The following is a 15,542-nucleotide window of genomic DNA, read 5'->3' on the forward strand; positions in this document are numbered from 1 at the left end:
CTGCGCCACAGGGTCCGGGCGGCGCGCCGACCGGGAAGGGCACGGTCCCGGAGGCGGGGCCCGCCTGGTGCGTGCAGTGACGAGCCCGCGGGCGCGGGCCGGCCCCGCCTCGGACGCACCCCGGCCCGCGGGGGCCGCAACCCCGCGGCCGCGTCGGCCGTCTCCCTCCCCGACCCCGGCCGGCGTGCCTCCGGGGGCCGGTGCACCGGCTGCCGGGACGCGTTGTCCGCGGGTGGCGCTAGGTTTCCGGACATCACCGCAAACGGGGTGTTTGGACCCCCGGTCGGCTGCGGGGGTTTCTGACGACGTGTAGAGCACGAGGTGGGGTCGTAATGGGTTGGCTGGCGGCGGGCGACGGGTACGAGGTCGCCCTGGTGGAGGGCCGGGTGACGGCGCGGTCGACGTCCGGCCGCTCCGCGGGGAGGCAGCTGAAGTCGCTGCCGAAGGCGGTGCGCGAGCACCCCGAGACGGACCGGCTGCGCCGGTTCGCGACCTGGCTGGAGCGCCACGCGGCGTCCTGCCGGGAGCAGGTGGACGCCTGGATGGTGTCCTCGCTGCCGGTGCCGACCGGGCTGCTGGCCCGGATCTGGCCGGACGAGGCCTGGCAGGCCGCGCTGCGCGACCTGGTGGTCGTCGGCGAGGGCGAGGACGAGGTCGGCTTCCTGCGCGACGCCACCGCCGACGGCGAGTTGCGGCTGGTCGACCTGGACGGCGAGACGGTGCGCATCTCCCCCGCCACCGTCACGCTGCCGCACCCGGTGCTCTTGGAGGACCTGGACGACCTGCGGGAGTTCGCCGCCGAGCTCGGCGTCGTCCAGGGTGTGGACCAGATCCACCGGGCGACCTGGCACAAGCCCGCGGACGTCGCGGAGAAGGCCACCGAGGTCAAGGACTTCGCCGGCGGCTCCTTCCCCTCGCGGTTCGGCCTGGCCGCCCGCGCCACCTCGCTCGGCTACCGGGTCTCCGGCGGCTACGCCACCATCCGGGTGCGGGACGGCGAGCGCACCGTCGAGCCGGCGGTGTGGATCGGCGAGCCGTACTGGGACGGCGACTCGCAGACCGGCGCGCTGTGCTGGCGGGACACCGAGGGCCGGGCACTGACCCTGCCCGAGGTCGGGCCGGTCGCCTGGTCCGAGGGAATGCGGATGGCCGCCGCGCTGTACGCCGGCCGCACGGTGCAGGAGGGGAAGAACGCATGAGCACGAACAAGGACACCGCGATGACCGAGACCCAGGCCGTCGAGCTGCTGCAGGCCGGCGCCGTGCTGCCGCCCGGCACCGAGGGCGCCGGCGACCGGGCCGTCCCGCTGACCGCCCGCACCTACCGCCACCCCGGCCTGGACGGCCGCGTCGTGGTCCGCCTGGTGCCCGCCGAGCTGGGTGCCGCCGAGGACCAGGCGGTCGGCTTCCTCGGCCTGCTCCCGGACACCGAGCCGGCCGAGGTCGGCCTCGGCCTGCGTCAGGCCCTGGGCTTCCCGGAGTGGGTGCTCGCGCACCACCCGGAGGACGGCCACCACGCGCTGGGCATCGTGCCCGAGCTGGAACGGATCGCCAAGCTGGCCTCCTCCCGGCCGAAGGCCGCCATGGAGGCCTACCAGCAGACCGCCGAACGGCTGGCCGAGGCCGTGCCGCACTTCCTGCCGACCTTCTACGAGCAGGCCGCCCGGGTCTTCCTCGGCGTCGAGAACACCCAGTTCGCCGCCCAGCTGTTCGCCAAGGCCCGCAAGGCCGAGGCGCAGCACGGCCTGGTCCTCGACGAGCAGCGGCTGGACGCGGTCTTCCTGGAGTTCGCCCTGGCCGGCGCACTGCCCGTCAAGGTGCTCTCCGGGTACGCCAAGGAGCTGAGCGCCCGGGTGCCCGCCGCCGAGGCCTTCGAGCGCTTCCGCCGGCTCTGCGTGCGCCGCACCGCGGGCGGCCTGGAGCCGTCCGCCGTGATGGCCACCGACCTGCGCCGGCTGGCCCGCGCCGCCGGTGAGGACCCGGAGGCCGCCGAGGCCGACTACCTCTCCGAACTCCTCGCCCTGCCCGCCACCCTGCGCGCCGCCGCCGGCTGGTGGCAGCGGCACCGCGCCGCTCTGGTGGCGCTCGGCCGGCGCGACGCGGCCGCCCGCGGCCGCCTGCTCGACCTGATGCCGTCCTCCTACGACGCCGACCTGCCCGGCTTCTGGGTGGAGGTGCTGGAGGAGTCCGGCGCCACCGCCGGTCTGTGCGACGGGACGCTGCCGCGCGAGGAGCGCCCCGCCGACGGCGCCGCCGGCTGGTTCGACCGGCTGCTCTCCTGGCGTGGCAACCGCTGGAACGGCGCCTCGCCGATCCCCGCGCTGCACCCGCTGGTCGAGCGGATGGCCGGGCAGCTGTGTGCCGAACACACCGCCGCCGGCACCGCGGCGGCGGCCAACGGCTCCGACGTCGACCTGCTGGACCGGCTGCTCGCGCTCGGTGTGCCGGTCGCCGACCCCGCCTCCGACGCCCTGCTGCGGCTGGAGCCGTGGGCTGGCCAGGAGGAGCGGCGCGACCTGCTCGCGATCGCGGCCGACGAGCGGTTCCGGCCCGCGTTCCGGCGCGGCGCGGACCGGCTCTCCAACGACACCGACGGGCGGAACGCCCTGAAGGTGCTGGCCGGTTCGCCCGGCGGCCGGCCGATGCTCGCCGAGTGGATGGCCGAGATCGCCCGCCAGCCGCTCGCCGCCGGCCTGCCCGACCTGCCGAACGCCTTCCAGCGGCTGGGCTGGCTGCCCGGCGAGGTCCTGGTGCTCGCCGAGGACGAGGTCCGCGCCGCGGCCGCCGCCGACCTGTCGACGGTGCTCGCCCGCGGGCTGCGGGCCGGCCTGCTCGACGAGCTGGGCTGGCCGGCCTGGGACGAGGCCGCCGCCGAGCTCGTCCCCCGCAAGGACATCGACGACATCGTGGTCGCCGACGCCTGGCCGCACCTGATCGCGGCCGGCCCCTCGCAGGCCCGGGTGCTCGGCGCCGAGGGCACCGTGCTCCGGCACGACCTGCGGATACCCGCCGGCGACTCCGCCGAGTCCGGCTTCCACTACGTGGACGGCTCGCTGCTCGTCCACTGGCAGTCGCAGGCCAACAACCGGCGCTTCCGCGGCTACTGGCACACCGCCGCCGACCAGGTGTTCACCATGCCGGAGGGCACCTCCCGGCGCGGCACCCGCACCTACTGGCTGGGCTCGCTGGGCACCTTCGGCCTGCCGCTGGAGGGCGGCGGCCGGACGACCGGCCACGGCGTGCTGCACGTCGGCGACACCGCGCTGCCCGCCGAGCGGCAGGTCCTCTCGGACGGCCGCTCCTGCTGGGTGTGGGCCGACCCGGGCGGCGACGCCCCGTACACCTGGCACGAGTACGACCCGGCGACCGGCACCGTCGGCCGGGCCGCCTCGCCCGCCTTCCTCGCCGACACGCTGCACGACGCCCCCACGGGCAGCAAGGCCTGCGGCGGCTGGGTGATGCCCGCGCCGACCGCCGAGACCACCCCCGGCGGCGCGCCGGTCGACGGCGTGCTCGGCTGGCGCACCCTCACCCTGCCCGACGGCTCGCACCGCGGCGAGGACCTCGCCGGACGCGGCATCACCCTGCCCCCGAACCAGGGCTGCCCGCTGCGGCTGGTGCGGTTCCCCGGCGCGGACCGGCCGCAGGCCGTCGTCCGGGACGGCACGTACGGCATCCGGCTGGTCGACGCGGACGGCCACACCACCGCCACCGCCCGCACCGACGACGCACCCGGCGCGTTCGCCGAGGGCACCCTGATCCTGCCGCCGCTGCGCTACTGGCACTACCTGCAGCCGCGCGACCCGCGGGGCTCCGCCGCGCTGCGCCGCCTCGACGACGGGACGGCCGCCGCCCTGCTCAAGGCCGGCGCCGAGACCGACCCGCAGCAGCCCGCGGAGCTGGCCGCGGCCGTCCGCGCGGTGCTGCCGGAGGTCACCGACGACCGGCTGGTGGCCGGCATCGCCGGCGTGCTCCGCTTCGCGGTCGGCCCGCAGCAGCGGCTGAACGCCGTCGCCGAGCGGCTGGCGCTGGAGCTGGCCGGCGGCGCCGCCCCGGCCGAGGAGTCCCCCGGCCCCAGCGACCAGGAGCTCCACCCGGCGCTCAGCGGCCTCGGCGCGGTCGGCGGCCACTGGTACGGCTCGCGGAACACCCGCTACGCCGCTGACCAGCTGCACTTCCTCGCCCGGCACGCCCGGCCCGGCACGGAGGGCGCCGCGCCCGGCACCGTCCACCTGGACGGCGTCGAGCCCGCGCACGAGCGGATCGACTGGGAGCTGCTGCCCGCACTGCCCGGCGCCACCGCGCTGCGCGCCGTGACGGCGGCCTCCGCGCCCGAGGACCGCGAGGCGCTGCGCGGCCTGTTCGACTGCCTGGCCGGCCTCGGCCTCGCCGACACCGCGGGCACCGAGCGCTGGCGGCGGGTCCGGGTGCACGTCGCGGCCCACCACCTGACCGACCGCGAGGGCACCGTCCGGCACGGCGACAAGGACATGCTGCTGCCGCTCGGCGAGGGCGCCTTCCTGCTCTTCGTCGACGGCGACGTGGCGGGCGACGGCTCCACCGAGTCCACCGCGCTCTTCCACGACCCGGCCGGGCGGTTCACGGTGCCCGCGCCGTACACGCTGGTCTCCGCGGAGCCGCTCAAGGGCACCGCACCCGACGACCGGGCGGCCGCGCTGCTCGCGTACGCCGCGGACCGCGAGCCGGCGCCGTGGTTCCCGGAGGCCGCCGCGCGGTTCGCCGAACTCACCGGCGTCACCACCACCATGGCCGCCCTGGTGGTGGCCGGCCTGCCGCGGGTCGAGCAGTGGGAACGCAGCTTCCTGCCCGCCGAGACCCGGTCGCTGCTCAAGCTGAAGGTCGCCGACGCGGCGGTCGCCCGGGACGAGCTGCGCTCGCTCGACGTCGGCACCCGCCGGACGCTGGTCACCGCCCTGGTTCCGGCCGACCCGGCCCTGCTGTGGACGGAGGGCCCGGACGTGGCCGCCGCCGCGGCGGTCTGGAACGAGCAGGTCGGACGCCGGATCGCCGTCCCGGAGGCACTGCTCGCGGAGGCCGTCCGCGCGGTGCGCACCGGCTGGTCGGCGCGCGAGGCGCTGGCCGCGGTGCTGGAGCCGGCCGGGTCGAAGGAGCTGACCCGGGACCTGGAGTGGCACGTCGAGCGGGACCGCGTGGTGCCGGTGAAGCCGGGCGCCGGGTTCACCGCGGCGACCCTCGTCGGCGCGGTCGCGATGACCGGGTGGCTGGCGCACCGGCTGCCGGCCGGCGACCCGCTGCGGGCCTCGCTGCCCGCCGCGCTGGCCGCCGTCCGCGAGCGGCTCGCCCACCCCGGGCTGATGCTCGACCTCGGCCGCTACGTCGGCCTGCCGGCCTTCCGCAAGGTGGCCGGCGCGCCGACCGAGACCGGCAACGGCTGGGAGCGGTACGGCGCGGTCGTGATGGCCACCTACGACAGCCAGCCCGCCCCGGGCATCCGCACCGCCCTGCTGGACGCGGCCGGCGAGGACCCGTACCTGCCCGCGCTGCGGGAGAACGCCGGCGAGCCGTTCCCGGCCGAGGCCGCGCTGAAGGCCGTCCGCTCGCCGGGCTTCGAGGCGCTGCTCGCCGACCCGGGCGACCCGGCCGCCGGCGAGCGCGGCCCGGACGGCACCTGGTGGCCGCAGGACCCGTCCCGCTCGGTGCCCGACCTCGTCGCGGCCGCCGCGGAGCGGCACGGCCTCGGCGCGGACGCCGCCGCGGTCTACCTGATGCTGCTGGCCATGCCCGACCCGACGGACCGCAACACCGCCCGCTGGACGGGCTGGAAGCCCGCCAGGATCAAGGCGGCCCGGGCCGAGCTGGCGGCGACCGACCTGGTCGTCCAGGCCAGCCGCACCCGCGCCGGGCGGACGCTCTTCCTGCCCGGCGGCTGGACGGAGCAGCGCAGCCCGCGCCTGCCGCTGGAGACCTGGAAGCTCCCGCTGCTCGGCGGCGGCAGCACCGGCCTCGGCGTGCTGCTGCCCGCCGAGCCGCCGGCCGAGCTGTTCCGCCGGGCCTGGCAGCGCCTGCTCGACGGCGACCTGCCGCGGTTCGGCGAGCTGAAGGCGCCCAAGGCCCGCCGCGGCCGCCGCCGCTGACGGAGCACCGGGCACCCGGGGGTGCGGCACCGCGCCGCACCCCCGGCCCCGACACACCCGATTCCCCTCTCTCACCGAAGGACGACACCGTGCCTCCGACGACCCCGACGACCACTCCGACGACCGACCGGGCAGCCGACCGACCGACCGACCAGGCGGCCCCGCAGGCCCGACAGATCCTGCCGGCCGAGGAGCGGTACGCCCAGGAACTCGCCTTCCTCGCCGCGTACGACGAGGGCCCCCGCCCGCCCGGCTGGGCACTGACCCCGGCGGCGGTGGTGACCTTCGTGTGCGGCAGCGACGGCGAGGCCCTCGCCCTGCCGCCGAAGCGCCGCAAGGACGGCGCGCTGCCCGCCAAGCTGGTCGTCCCGCCGAAGTTCGTCGGCGAGCGGGCGCTGGTGGAGCGCTGCGTGGTCACCCTCGCGGGCGAGCGCGGCCTGCTGCTGGTCGGCGAGCCGGGCACCGCCAAGTCGATGCTCTCCGAGCTGCTGTCCGCCGCGGTCAGCGGCACCAGCGAGCTCACCGTGCAGGGCACCGCCGGCACCACCGAGGACGCCTTCCGCTACGGCTGGAACTACGCGCTGCTGCTCGCCCAGGGCCCGACCCCGCAGGCGCTGGTCGCCTCGCCGGTGATGACCGCGATGCGCACCGGCCGGGTCGCCCGGATCGAGGAGGTGACCCGCTGCCTGCCCGAGGTGCAGGACGCCCTGGTGTCGATCCTCTCCGACCGCCGGGTGAGCGTGCCGGAGCTCGCCGGCACCGCGGACGCCACCGTCGCCGCGGTGCCGGGCTTCACCGTGATCGCCACCGCCAACCTGCGCGACCGCGGCGTCTCCGAGATGTCCGCCGCGCTCAAGCGCCGCTTCAACTTCGAGACGGTGCACCCGATCGCCGACGCGGACGCGGAGACCGAGCTGGTCCGCACCCAGGCCACCGCCGCCGTGCAGCGGGCCGGCGCCGCCTTCGGCGTGGACGACGCCGTGCTGGACGTGCTGGTCACCGTCTTCCGCGACCTGCGCACCGGCCGCTCCGCCGAGGGCTGGGACGTCGAGCGGCCCGGCACCGTCATGTCCACCGCCGAGGCGGTGCACGTCGCCGCCTCGCTCGGCGTGGCCCGCGCCTACCTGCCCGGCGGCGACGTCCTCGACCTTGTCCCCGGCCACCTGCTCGGCGCCGTCCGCAAGGACGACCCGGCCGACCACGGCCGGCTGCTCGGCTACTGGGACGGCCCGGTGCGTCGCCGCGCCGAGGACGGCTCCGCGATGTGGCGCCGCCTGTGGGACCTCCGGGAGAACCTGCGGTGACCGACCCCCGAACCACGATCTCCACCGCCGACCCGCGGGCGGCGGTGGAGGAGCTCGCCGCCTCCGCCCTGCCCTACCTGATCGGTGTCCGGCACCACAGCCCGGCGCTGGCCGCGGTGGTGCCGGCCCTGCTCGACAAGGCCGACCCGCAGGTCGTCTGCGTGGAGCTGCCGGCCGACTTCCAGCGGTGGCTCCCGCACCTCGCCGACCCGGGCACCGTCGCCCCCGTCGCCCTCGCCGGGGCGGACGAGGACGGCCACCTCGGCTTCTACCCGTTCGCCGACTTCTCGCCCGAGCTCGCCGCCCTCCGCTGGGCCCGCGAGCACGGCGTCGAGGTGCGCTGCTGCGACCTGCCGCTCGCCGACAAGGGCTGGTCGCCGGCCGAGGCGGACGCCGCGCCCGGCGGCCGTCCGGCCGGCCCCGCGTACGCGGACGCCCTGGAAGCGGCCGGCACCGGCCGCGAGGGCGACGACCTGTGGGACCGCTCCGTCGAGGTGCGGGCCCCCGGCAGCGAACCGGAGGCCGTCCGCCGCGCCGCGCTGGCCGTCGGCTGGGCGCTGCGCCGCGACGCCGCCGACCGCGGCGGGGTACCCACCCGCGACCTCGCCCGCGAGGCGCACATGCGCCGGGTGATCGCCGCCGCGGCGGCCGGCGGGCGGCGGGTCGCCGCAGTCGTCGGCGCGTTCCACGGCCCGGCGCTGACCGGCGCCGAGCAGGGCCCCGCCGCGGAGACGCCGGCCGAGGAGGCTCCGGCCGGGGAGGCTCCCGAGGCCCCGGCCGAGGGCGGCCCGGTGACCTCGCTCGTCCCGTACACCTTCGACCTGCTGGACGCCCGCTCCGGCTACCCCGCGGGCATCCGCGACCCGCGCTGGCAGCAGGCCGTGCTCACCGCGCAGGGCGACCCGGAGCAGGTCCAGCAGGCCGCCGCCCGGGCGATCACCGAGATCTGCCGCGAGCTGCGCAGGAACGGCCACCCGGCCGGCACCGGCGAGGCCGCCGAGACCCTCCGGCTGGCCGGCGACCTCGCCCGGCTGCGCGCCCTGCCCGCCCCCGGCCGCGGCGAACTGCTGGAGGCCGTGACGGCCGTCCTCGGCCAGGGCGAACCGCTCGGCCGCGGCCGGGCCCTCGCCAAGGCCCTGGAGGCGGTCCTGGTCGGCGCCGACCGCGGCCGGCTCGCCCCCGGCACCCCGCGCTCCGGCCTCGGCCCGTCCGTGGAGGCCGAGCTCGCCGCGCTGCGGCTGCCCGACCCGGAGGACCCGGACTCCCGCGAGATGCGCCTCGACCCGCTGCGCTCCGCCCTGGACGGGCGGCGCGAGGTGCTGCTGCAGCGCCTGGAGGTCTGCGGCATCGGCTACGGCAAGGCGGTGGAGGTGTCCGGCACCGGCGACGGCGCGGCGCTCACCACCCGCTGGCGGATGGCCTGGACGCCGTCCGCCGCGGCCCGCCTCGACCTGGCGGGCGTCCGCGGCGTCACCGCCGAGCACGCCGCCGCAGGCACCCTGCGGGAGATCGCCCGCCGGCAGGCCGCCGAGGGCGGACCGACCTGCGCCCAGCTGCTGGCCGGGCTGCGCGCCGCCGCCCGCTGCGACCTGCCCGCGCTGGTGGCCGAGCGACTCGCCGAGGCCGAGCAGCTGCTGCCCGCCTCCGCGACCCTGGCCGAACTCCTCGACGCGCTGGACCTGTTGGAGGCCCTGCGGCTCTCCCACCTGCCCGGCACCACCGAGCGGAGCCGGGCCGCGGCCACCGACCTCGCCGTCGTCCTGCTGGACGCGGCCGTCCGCGGCCTGCCCGGCCTCGCCGGCAGCGAGGACCCGGCGGACGCCACCGCCCTGGTCGCCCTCGCCACCCGGGCCGGCGACCACCGGCTCGGCCTTCGCATGGACGCCGCGCTCGCCGAGCTCGCCCGCACCGGCTCCCCGCTCGTCCAGGGCGCCGCGCTCGCCTCCCGGGTGCTGCTCGACCTGGACACCGCCGACCGGCTCGGCGCCCGCGCGGCCGGCTGGGTCGACGCGGCCGCCGACCCCGAGGGCCGCCGCCGGCTCGCCCGGCTCCTCACCGGCCTGCTGACGGCCGGCGGGCCGCTGCTGCAGTACGCGCCGGACGCGCTCGGCCCGCTGCTGGGGCGGATCGACGCACTGCCCGACCGCGGCTTCCTGGAGCGGCTGCCCGCGCTGCGGGCCGGCTTCGACGCGCTCAGCCCGGCCGGCCGCGGCCGGCTGCTGGAAACCGTCACCGAACGGCTCGGCGAGCGCCCGGACCTGACGCTCGCCGCCCCGGCCGGGCTGCTCGCCCTCTGGACGGCCGCGGACACCGCCGCGGCCGAGGCACTCGCCGCTCTCGGCCTGCCCGGCACCACCCCGGCCCCGGCCGGCGAACCGGCGGCGGAGCCGACGGCGGAGGCCGCGGCCGAGCCCGACCCGACCGCCCCGGCCGATGCGGCCGACGGATCCCCGGACCGGCTCCCGCCGGCGGACCGGTGGCGGCTGCTGCTCGGCCGCGAGCCGGAGCGGCTCGGCGACGGCGCCCGCCGCTACGCGCAGGCGATGGACGAGCTGTACGGCCGTGGCCGCGGCGAGGGCGCCGCCGACCTCGACGGCGGCCCGGGCAGCGGCGGCGGCCAGGAGGCGTCCTTCCCGACCGCCCGCGAGTGGTCGGACGAGCTGGAGGCGCTGTTCGGCGCGGACGTCCGCGAGGAGGTGCTCGCCGCCGCCGCGGACTCCGGACGCACCGACGTGCTGGCCGAGCTGGACCCGGCGTCCGTCCGCCCCTCCGTTGAGCTGCTGACCTCGGTGCTCAACCTGGCCGGCGGCATGCCCGAGCACCAGCTGAACCGGCTGCGCCCGCTGGTGCGCCGCCTGGTCGAGGAGCTGGCCCGCGAGCTCGCCACCCGGATGCGGCCCGCGCTGACCGGCCTGGCCACGCCGCGGCCGACCCGCCGCCCCGGCGGCCGGATCGACCTGCCGCGCACCCTGCGGGCCAACCTGGCGCACACCCGGCGGTTGGAGGACGGCCGGACGGTCGTCGTGCCCGAGCAGCCGGTGTTCAGCACCCGCTCGCGGCGGGAGGCCGACTGGCGGCTGATCCTGGTGGTCGACGTCTCCGGCTCGATGGAGGCCTCGGTCATCTGGTCGGCGCTCACCGCGGCGGTGCTGGGCGGGGTGCCGACGCTGTCCACGCACTTCCTGGCCTTCTCCACGCAGGTCGCCGACCTGACGGACCGGGTGTCCGACCCGCTGTCGCTGCTGCTGGAGGTCAAGGTCGGCGGCGGCACGCACATCGCCGGGGCGCTCGCCCACGCCCGTTCGCTGGTCACCGTGCCCAGCCGCACCCTCGTCGTGGTCGTCAGCGACTTCGAGGAGGGCTACCCGCTGGGCGGCCTGCTCGGCGAGGTCCGGGCGCTCGCCTCGTCCGGCGTGCACCTGATGGGCTGCGCGGCCCTGGACGACACCGGCACCCCTCGCTACTCGGTGCCGGTGGCCCGCCAACTCGTCGCCGCCGGCATGCCGGTGGCCGCCCTCAGCCCGCTCGCCCTCGCCCGCTGGGTCGGCGACCGCCTCCGCGGGGACTCCCGATGACCGGAGGCCCCCGATGACCGGAGAACAGGCGACCGGAGAACAGGCGATGACCGGAGAGACCGCGATGACCGCTGCCGACACCCCCCAACTGCCGCCCGTCGCACCCGAGGTGCTGGCGGCCGCGGTGGAGTCCCTGACGTCCCGGCTGCGCAAGAAGCTCGACGCCGCGATCGAGCAGTACGCCGGGCTGCCCGTGGCACCCGCACCGGACGGCGCGGGCGTGGCCGTGCGGTGCGGCGAGGACGCCGTCGTCACCCTGCTGCCCGGCCCGGACGGCACGGTGGCCGAGGAGGGGCACGCGCAGTGCAGCTGCCTGCTCGCCCCGCGCTGCCTGCACCGGGCGGCGGTGCTCGGCTGCTGCCCGATCGCCGACCCGCCCGCGGCCGCGGCCGGCGCAGAAGCCGCGACGGACGACCCGGCCCAGGCCTGCGCGGACGCCGCCCCGGTCGCGCCCGCCGGGCCGACGGCGCCCGCGGAGCCGGAGCAGTCGGACACCGTCGAGCCGACGCCCGCCCAGGTGCAGGCCGCGGCCGGCCTGTGGGCGGCGGCGGCCGCGGTGCACGCCGCGGGCGTGCCGGCCGCCGGCGCCGTCCCGCAGGCCGAGCTGCTGCGGGCCGCGCACACCGCGCGGCTGGCCGACCTGCACCGGGCGGAGGCCGCCGCGCTGCGGGTGGTCCGCGGCCTGCGCGGCGCCCGCGCCCGGTACAGCAGCCACCGCACCGCGGACCTGGCGGCCGCGCTGCGCGAGCTGCTGCTCACCACGGCGCTGCTGCGCTCCGGCCCGACCGACCGTGCGGTGCTCGGCACCGCCCGCCGCGCCTACAAGCCGGGTGGCGCGCTGCGGGTGCACGGCGTCTGCCGGGAGCCGGTACTGACCGCCACCGGGTACGGCGGTGTGGTGACCCACCTGGTCACCGAGGACGGCCGCTGGCTGTCGGTGGCCGACATCAAGCCCGGCGGGCCGGCCCGGGCCCGCGGCGCCGGCACCGCGCCGGTCTCGGTCGGCGCGGCCGCCCTGGACCACGCGCAGCTGTCCCGTGGCGGGCTGCTGATCTCGGGTGCGACCGTCTCCGCGGACGGCCGGCTCGGATCGGGCCGGGGCGTGCGGGCCAACCCGGCGGCGGGGCTGGACTGGGGTTCCGGCCCGCTGGCGGCGCTGTTCGCCCGTCCGTTGGCGGAGGCCGTCTCGGAGCGCCTCGCCGACGGCCCGCTGGCCGACCCGGACCGGGCGGAGGTGCTGCGCAGGCCCGTCGGCTGCGATCTCGTGGTGCTCGGCGCATCCGGCGACAGCCTGCTCGCCCGCGAGCTGGACCGGGCCACCGGGGAGGCGCACGGCCCGCTGGTCCGGCTGGTCGCCGCCAACCGCCACCCGGACCTGGCGCACACCGCCAACCTCACCCGGCTCGCCGCCCACCCGGGTCTGCGGGTGCGGGTGCTCGCCCGGGTCGACCCGGACCGGGCCGCCACCCTGCGCCCGCTGGCGGTCGCACCCCTGTCGGGGGCTGAGGCCACGCTGCGGCTCCCGGCCGAGTGGCAGGGCCGGGCCGACCTCGGCTACGACCTGCTCCAGGGCGCGCACTTCCCCGCCCCGGACGCCGCCGGGGCCTGCGGGCCGGACGTCGTAGCCGGGCCGGACCCGCTGGGCGACTCCCCGCTGTGGCGGGTCCGCCGCCTGGTGGAGCTGGCGGTCGCGGGCGGTCGGCGCGCCGTCGCCGAGTCGGCGCGCAGCGGCGGGGCCCGGACGGACGCGGCGGCGCTGCGGCGCACCGGTTTCCGCACGGCCGGTGAGCTCTCGACGGCGCTCGCCGCGGAGGCCGACCGGCGCCGGCGCGACGTCTTCGGCCGGCTCGGCGACCCGAGCGCCGACCGCTACGCGGAGCAGTGGCTGGCCGCCGCCCTCCACCTCACCGCCGCCGAGCGCGAACTCGTCCGGGCGACCTGGCACACCCGGGAGGCGGCGGCCGGCTGAGCCGGCACCCGTACGGCGGCGCCCCTGCGTGCAGGGGCGCCGCCCCGACAGGATTGATGTTTCGTCAGATTCCCTGTGTGCGCAGGTGTTCGAGTGTGGCAGCCTGCGTACCCAGGACGACCGCTCACCGGGGGGACCCATGCGACACCTTTCTTCCGTACGTGCCCGGCTCGCCGCCGTCCTCGTCTGCGGCGCCCTGCTCACCGCCTGTGGCTCCGGCTCGTCGGGCTCCGGCGGGGACGCGGCCGCGGCGAGCTCGCCCGCCCCCGAGGAGAGCGGCCCGGGCGCCTACACGGCGAAGGACGAGATCTGTGCCCTGCTCGACCTCGGGCAGCTCCGCGACTCCATGGGCCAGGCCTCGGGCGCCGGCAAGAACAGCACGGCCGCCCTCGGCGGCGGCCCCAGCACGTCCTGCCTCACGGTGCTCAGCAACGCCGACAACCGCTCCGGCGGCAGCGTGAACGTCAAGGCCGTCTGGTGGCGGGACGTGGCCAGTGCGCGGGACCTGTACCGCATGTCCCGTACCGACACCGCCCCGCGGGACGCCCGGGACGGCAAGGTCGACGACGTGCCGAAGGTCGGCGAGCAGGCCCACCGCTGGGTGGGCAGCGGCAGCGCCGACAAGGTCGTCTACCTCAACCTGGTGACCCGCCGCAGCAACCTCGAGCTGGTCATCACGGCCATCGCCGACTCCGCCACTCCCGTCACCGCCGAGCAGCAGGCCAAGGTCTTCGACGGCATGGCCCGCCTCGCCGAGGCCACGTTCACCCGCCTCCGGTCCTGACCGGCCGCCGCTGTCCGGTGCCCGCCCCGGCACGTGGTCCGAGCTGCGGCGGGGCACCGGGCGGGACGCACGTGACGGGCGTAGATTGAGGGCACCCACCTGATGATCACCACCGAGGAGGGGTGTGGACGCGCCGGCTGTGGACTACGGGGCGGCGTTCCGGGCGGCGCCCAGCCCCATGCTCGTCCTGACCCCGGGCCTGGTGATGGCGGACGCCAACGAGTCCTATCTGCGGGTGTCCGGCCGCCGACGCGAGGAACTGGTGGGCCGCTTCCTGTTCGACGTCTTCCCGGGCGATCCGTCGCACGGCGACGAGACCGGCGCCGAACCGCTGCGTGCCTCGCTGGAGCGGGTGCTGGCCACCCGGCAGAGCGACAGCATGCCGCTGCAGAAGTACGGGGTCGAGGATGCCGACCGGCCGGGGGTGTTCGATGAGCGCTACTGGAGCACGCTGAACACGCCGGTGCTGGGTGCGGACGGCGAGGTGGTCGCGATCGTGCACCGGGTGGAGGAGGTCACGGCGCTCGTCCGGAGCCTCCTCGACGGCCGGGACGGCCCGGACGGCGCGGCCCCGACCGGCCTCGGCCGGGTCGGGCACATGGCGGCGGACCTGCTGGCCCGCGCCCAGGAGCTCGCCGACCTCAACGAGGAGCTGCGGCAGGCGCACGCCCGCGAGCGCGAGGTGGCGCTGAGCCTGCAGCGGTCGCTGCTGCCCGCGGTGCCGCCGGCCCACCGCTCGTTCGCGGCCGTCCGCTACCGGCCCGCGACCCGGGCGCTGAACGTGTGCGGGGACTGGTACGACCTGGTCGACCTGGACCGGGACCTGCTCGGGGTCGCGGTGGGCGACGTGGTCGGCCACGGCCTGGAGGCAGCCGGCATCATGGGCCGGCTGCACAGCGCCCTCAACGCGGCGCTTCGCGCCACCCGGCAGCCCGCACAGGCCCTGAAGACCCTGGCCCGGTACGCCGTGACCATCGAGGGCGCCCTCTCCACCACGGCGGTGCAGACCGTCGTCGACCGCTCGACCCGCACCGTCCGGTACAGCAGCGCCGGGCACCCGCCCCCGTTGCTGGTCCACGCGGACGGCGCCGTGCAGGTGCTCGACGGGGCCACCGATCCGCCGCTCGGCGCCTGGGAGAACGACATCCCGCGCTCCGAGGCGACCGCCGGGTACCGGCCCGGGGCCACCCTGGTGCTCTACACCGACGGCCTGATCGAGCGGCGCGGCGAGGACATCGACGTCGGGCTGGGACGGCTCACCGCCAGCGCCGCGCGGCACCGCGGCCTCGCCCCGGAGGACCTGGCGGACGCCGTACTCGCCGACCTCGGCGCCGACGGCCCCCAGGGCACGGACGACATCGCCCTGGTCGCCGTCCGGCTCTGATCCGCCCGGCCGCACCGTGCGCCCCGCACCGGGTGCGCTCCGACGGCTCCGGAGGGAGGCTGGTCTCCCCCGAGGTCAAACAGTCCACGAAGGGACGGAACCGTGGCCACCGACTACGACGCCCCCCGCAAAGGCGACGACGAGAGCTCCGACGAGAGCATCGAGGAGCTCAAGGCCCACCGGGCGGAACGGGCCGACGGCAAGGTCGACGTCGACGAGTTCGACGCGGCCGAGGGGCTCGAACTGCCGGGAGCGGACCTGTCGGGCGAGGAACTGACCGTGCAGGTCCTGCCCAAGCAGCAGGACGAGTTCACCTGCGCGAGCTGCTTCATGGTGCGGCACCGCAGCCAGCTCGCCGGCGAGAACGCCGCCGGGCAGCCGATCTGCAAGGAGTGTGCCGACTGATCGCGT

Annotated in this window: 8 protein-coding genes; all 8 read left to right on the forward strand. The window is 77.7% G+C overall.

What is annotated here, in order from left to right; translation table 11 throughout:
- Positions 1 to 332 precede the first annotated feature (332 nt).
- The 8 genes from AB0P35_RS23265 to AB0P35_RS23300 all read left to right on the forward strand — a co-directional run bounded on the left by AB0P35_RS23265 (position 333) and on the right by AB0P35_RS23300 (position 15,536).
- Positions 333 to 1,199 carry a DUF4132 domain-containing protein gene (locus tag AB0P35_RS23265; protein ID WP_095875903.1) on the forward strand — a complete coding sequence of 289 codons (867 nt, stop codon included), beginning with the start codon at positions 333 to 335 and terminating at the stop codon, positions 1,197 to 1,199.
- Complete coding sequence (locus AB0P35_RS23270; RefSeq protein WP_363513652.1) at positions 1,196 to 6,115, forward strand: DNA-binding protein; 4,920 nt, start codon at positions 1,196 to 1,198, stop codon at positions 6,113 to 6,115. Before AB0P35_RS23265 ends, AB0P35_RS23270 begins: the two co-directional genes overlap by 4 nt.
- Before the next feature lie 176 nt (positions 6,116 to 6,291).
- Complete coding sequence (locus AB0P35_RS23275; protein ID WP_363513808.1) at positions 6,292 to 7,419, forward strand: AAA family ATPase; 1,128 nt, start codon at positions 6,292 to 6,294, stop codon at positions 7,417 to 7,419.
- Positions 7,416 to 10,994, forward strand: coding sequence for a DUF5682 family protein (locus AB0P35_RS23280; RefSeq protein WP_363513655.1), 3,579 nt, complete (start codon positions 7,416 to 7,418; stop codon positions 10,992 to 10,994). Before AB0P35_RS23275 ends, AB0P35_RS23280 begins: the two co-directional genes overlap by 4 nt.
- Positions 10,995 to 11,058: 64 nt before the next feature.
- The gene (locus AB0P35_RS23285; protein ID WP_363513811.1) at positions 11,059 to 12,963 is read left to right on the forward strand and encodes a hypothetical protein; all 1,905 of its coding nucleotides are present in this window, start codon (positions 11,059 to 11,061) and stop codon (positions 12,961 to 12,963) included.
- A gap of 139 nt (positions 12,964 to 13,102) precedes the next feature.
- Complete coding sequence (locus AB0P35_RS23290) at positions 13,103 to 13,747, forward strand: hypothetical protein (RefSeq protein ID WP_363513658.1); 645 nt, start codon at positions 13,103 to 13,105, stop codon at positions 13,745 to 13,747.
- Between the two features lie 124 nt (positions 13,748 to 13,871).
- Positions 13,872 to 15,131, forward strand: coding sequence for a SpoIIE family protein phosphatase (locus AB0P35_RS23295; RefSeq protein ID WP_363513661.1), 1,260 nt, complete (start codon positions 13,872 to 13,874; stop codon positions 15,129 to 15,131).
- A gap of 102 nt (positions 15,132 to 15,233) precedes the next feature.
- A complete protein-coding gene (locus AB0P35_RS23300) occupies positions 15,234 to 15,536 on the forward strand; it encodes a DUF4193 domain-containing protein (RefSeq protein WP_095875906.1) in 303 nt (100 codons plus the stop codon).
- Positions 15,537 to 15,542: the final 6 nt, after the last annotated feature.

This window comes from Kitasatospora sp. NPDC085879, from assembly GCF_040686255.1.
Taxonomy (GTDB): Bacteria; Actinomycetota; Actinomycetes; order Streptomycetales; family Streptomycetaceae; genus Kitasatospora.

Bases quoted from the DNA above. Each gene is read 5' to 3' on its own strand.
- AB0P35_RS23265 (WP_095875903.1), top strand. From the start codon at position 333: ATGGGTTGGCTGGCGGCGGGCGACGGGTACGAGGTCGCCCTGGTGGAG.
- AB0P35_RS23270 (WP_363513652.1), top strand. From the start codon at position 1,196: ATGAGCACGAACAAGGACACCGCGATGACCGAGACCCAGGCCGTCGAG.
- AB0P35_RS23285 (WP_363513811.1), top strand. From the start codon at position 11,059: ATGACCGCTGCCGACACCCCCCAACTGCCGCCCGTCGCACCCGAGGTG.
- AB0P35_RS23290 (WP_363513658.1), top strand. From the start codon at position 13,103: ATGCGACACCTTTCTTCCGTACGTGCCCGGCTCGCCGCCGTCCTCGTC.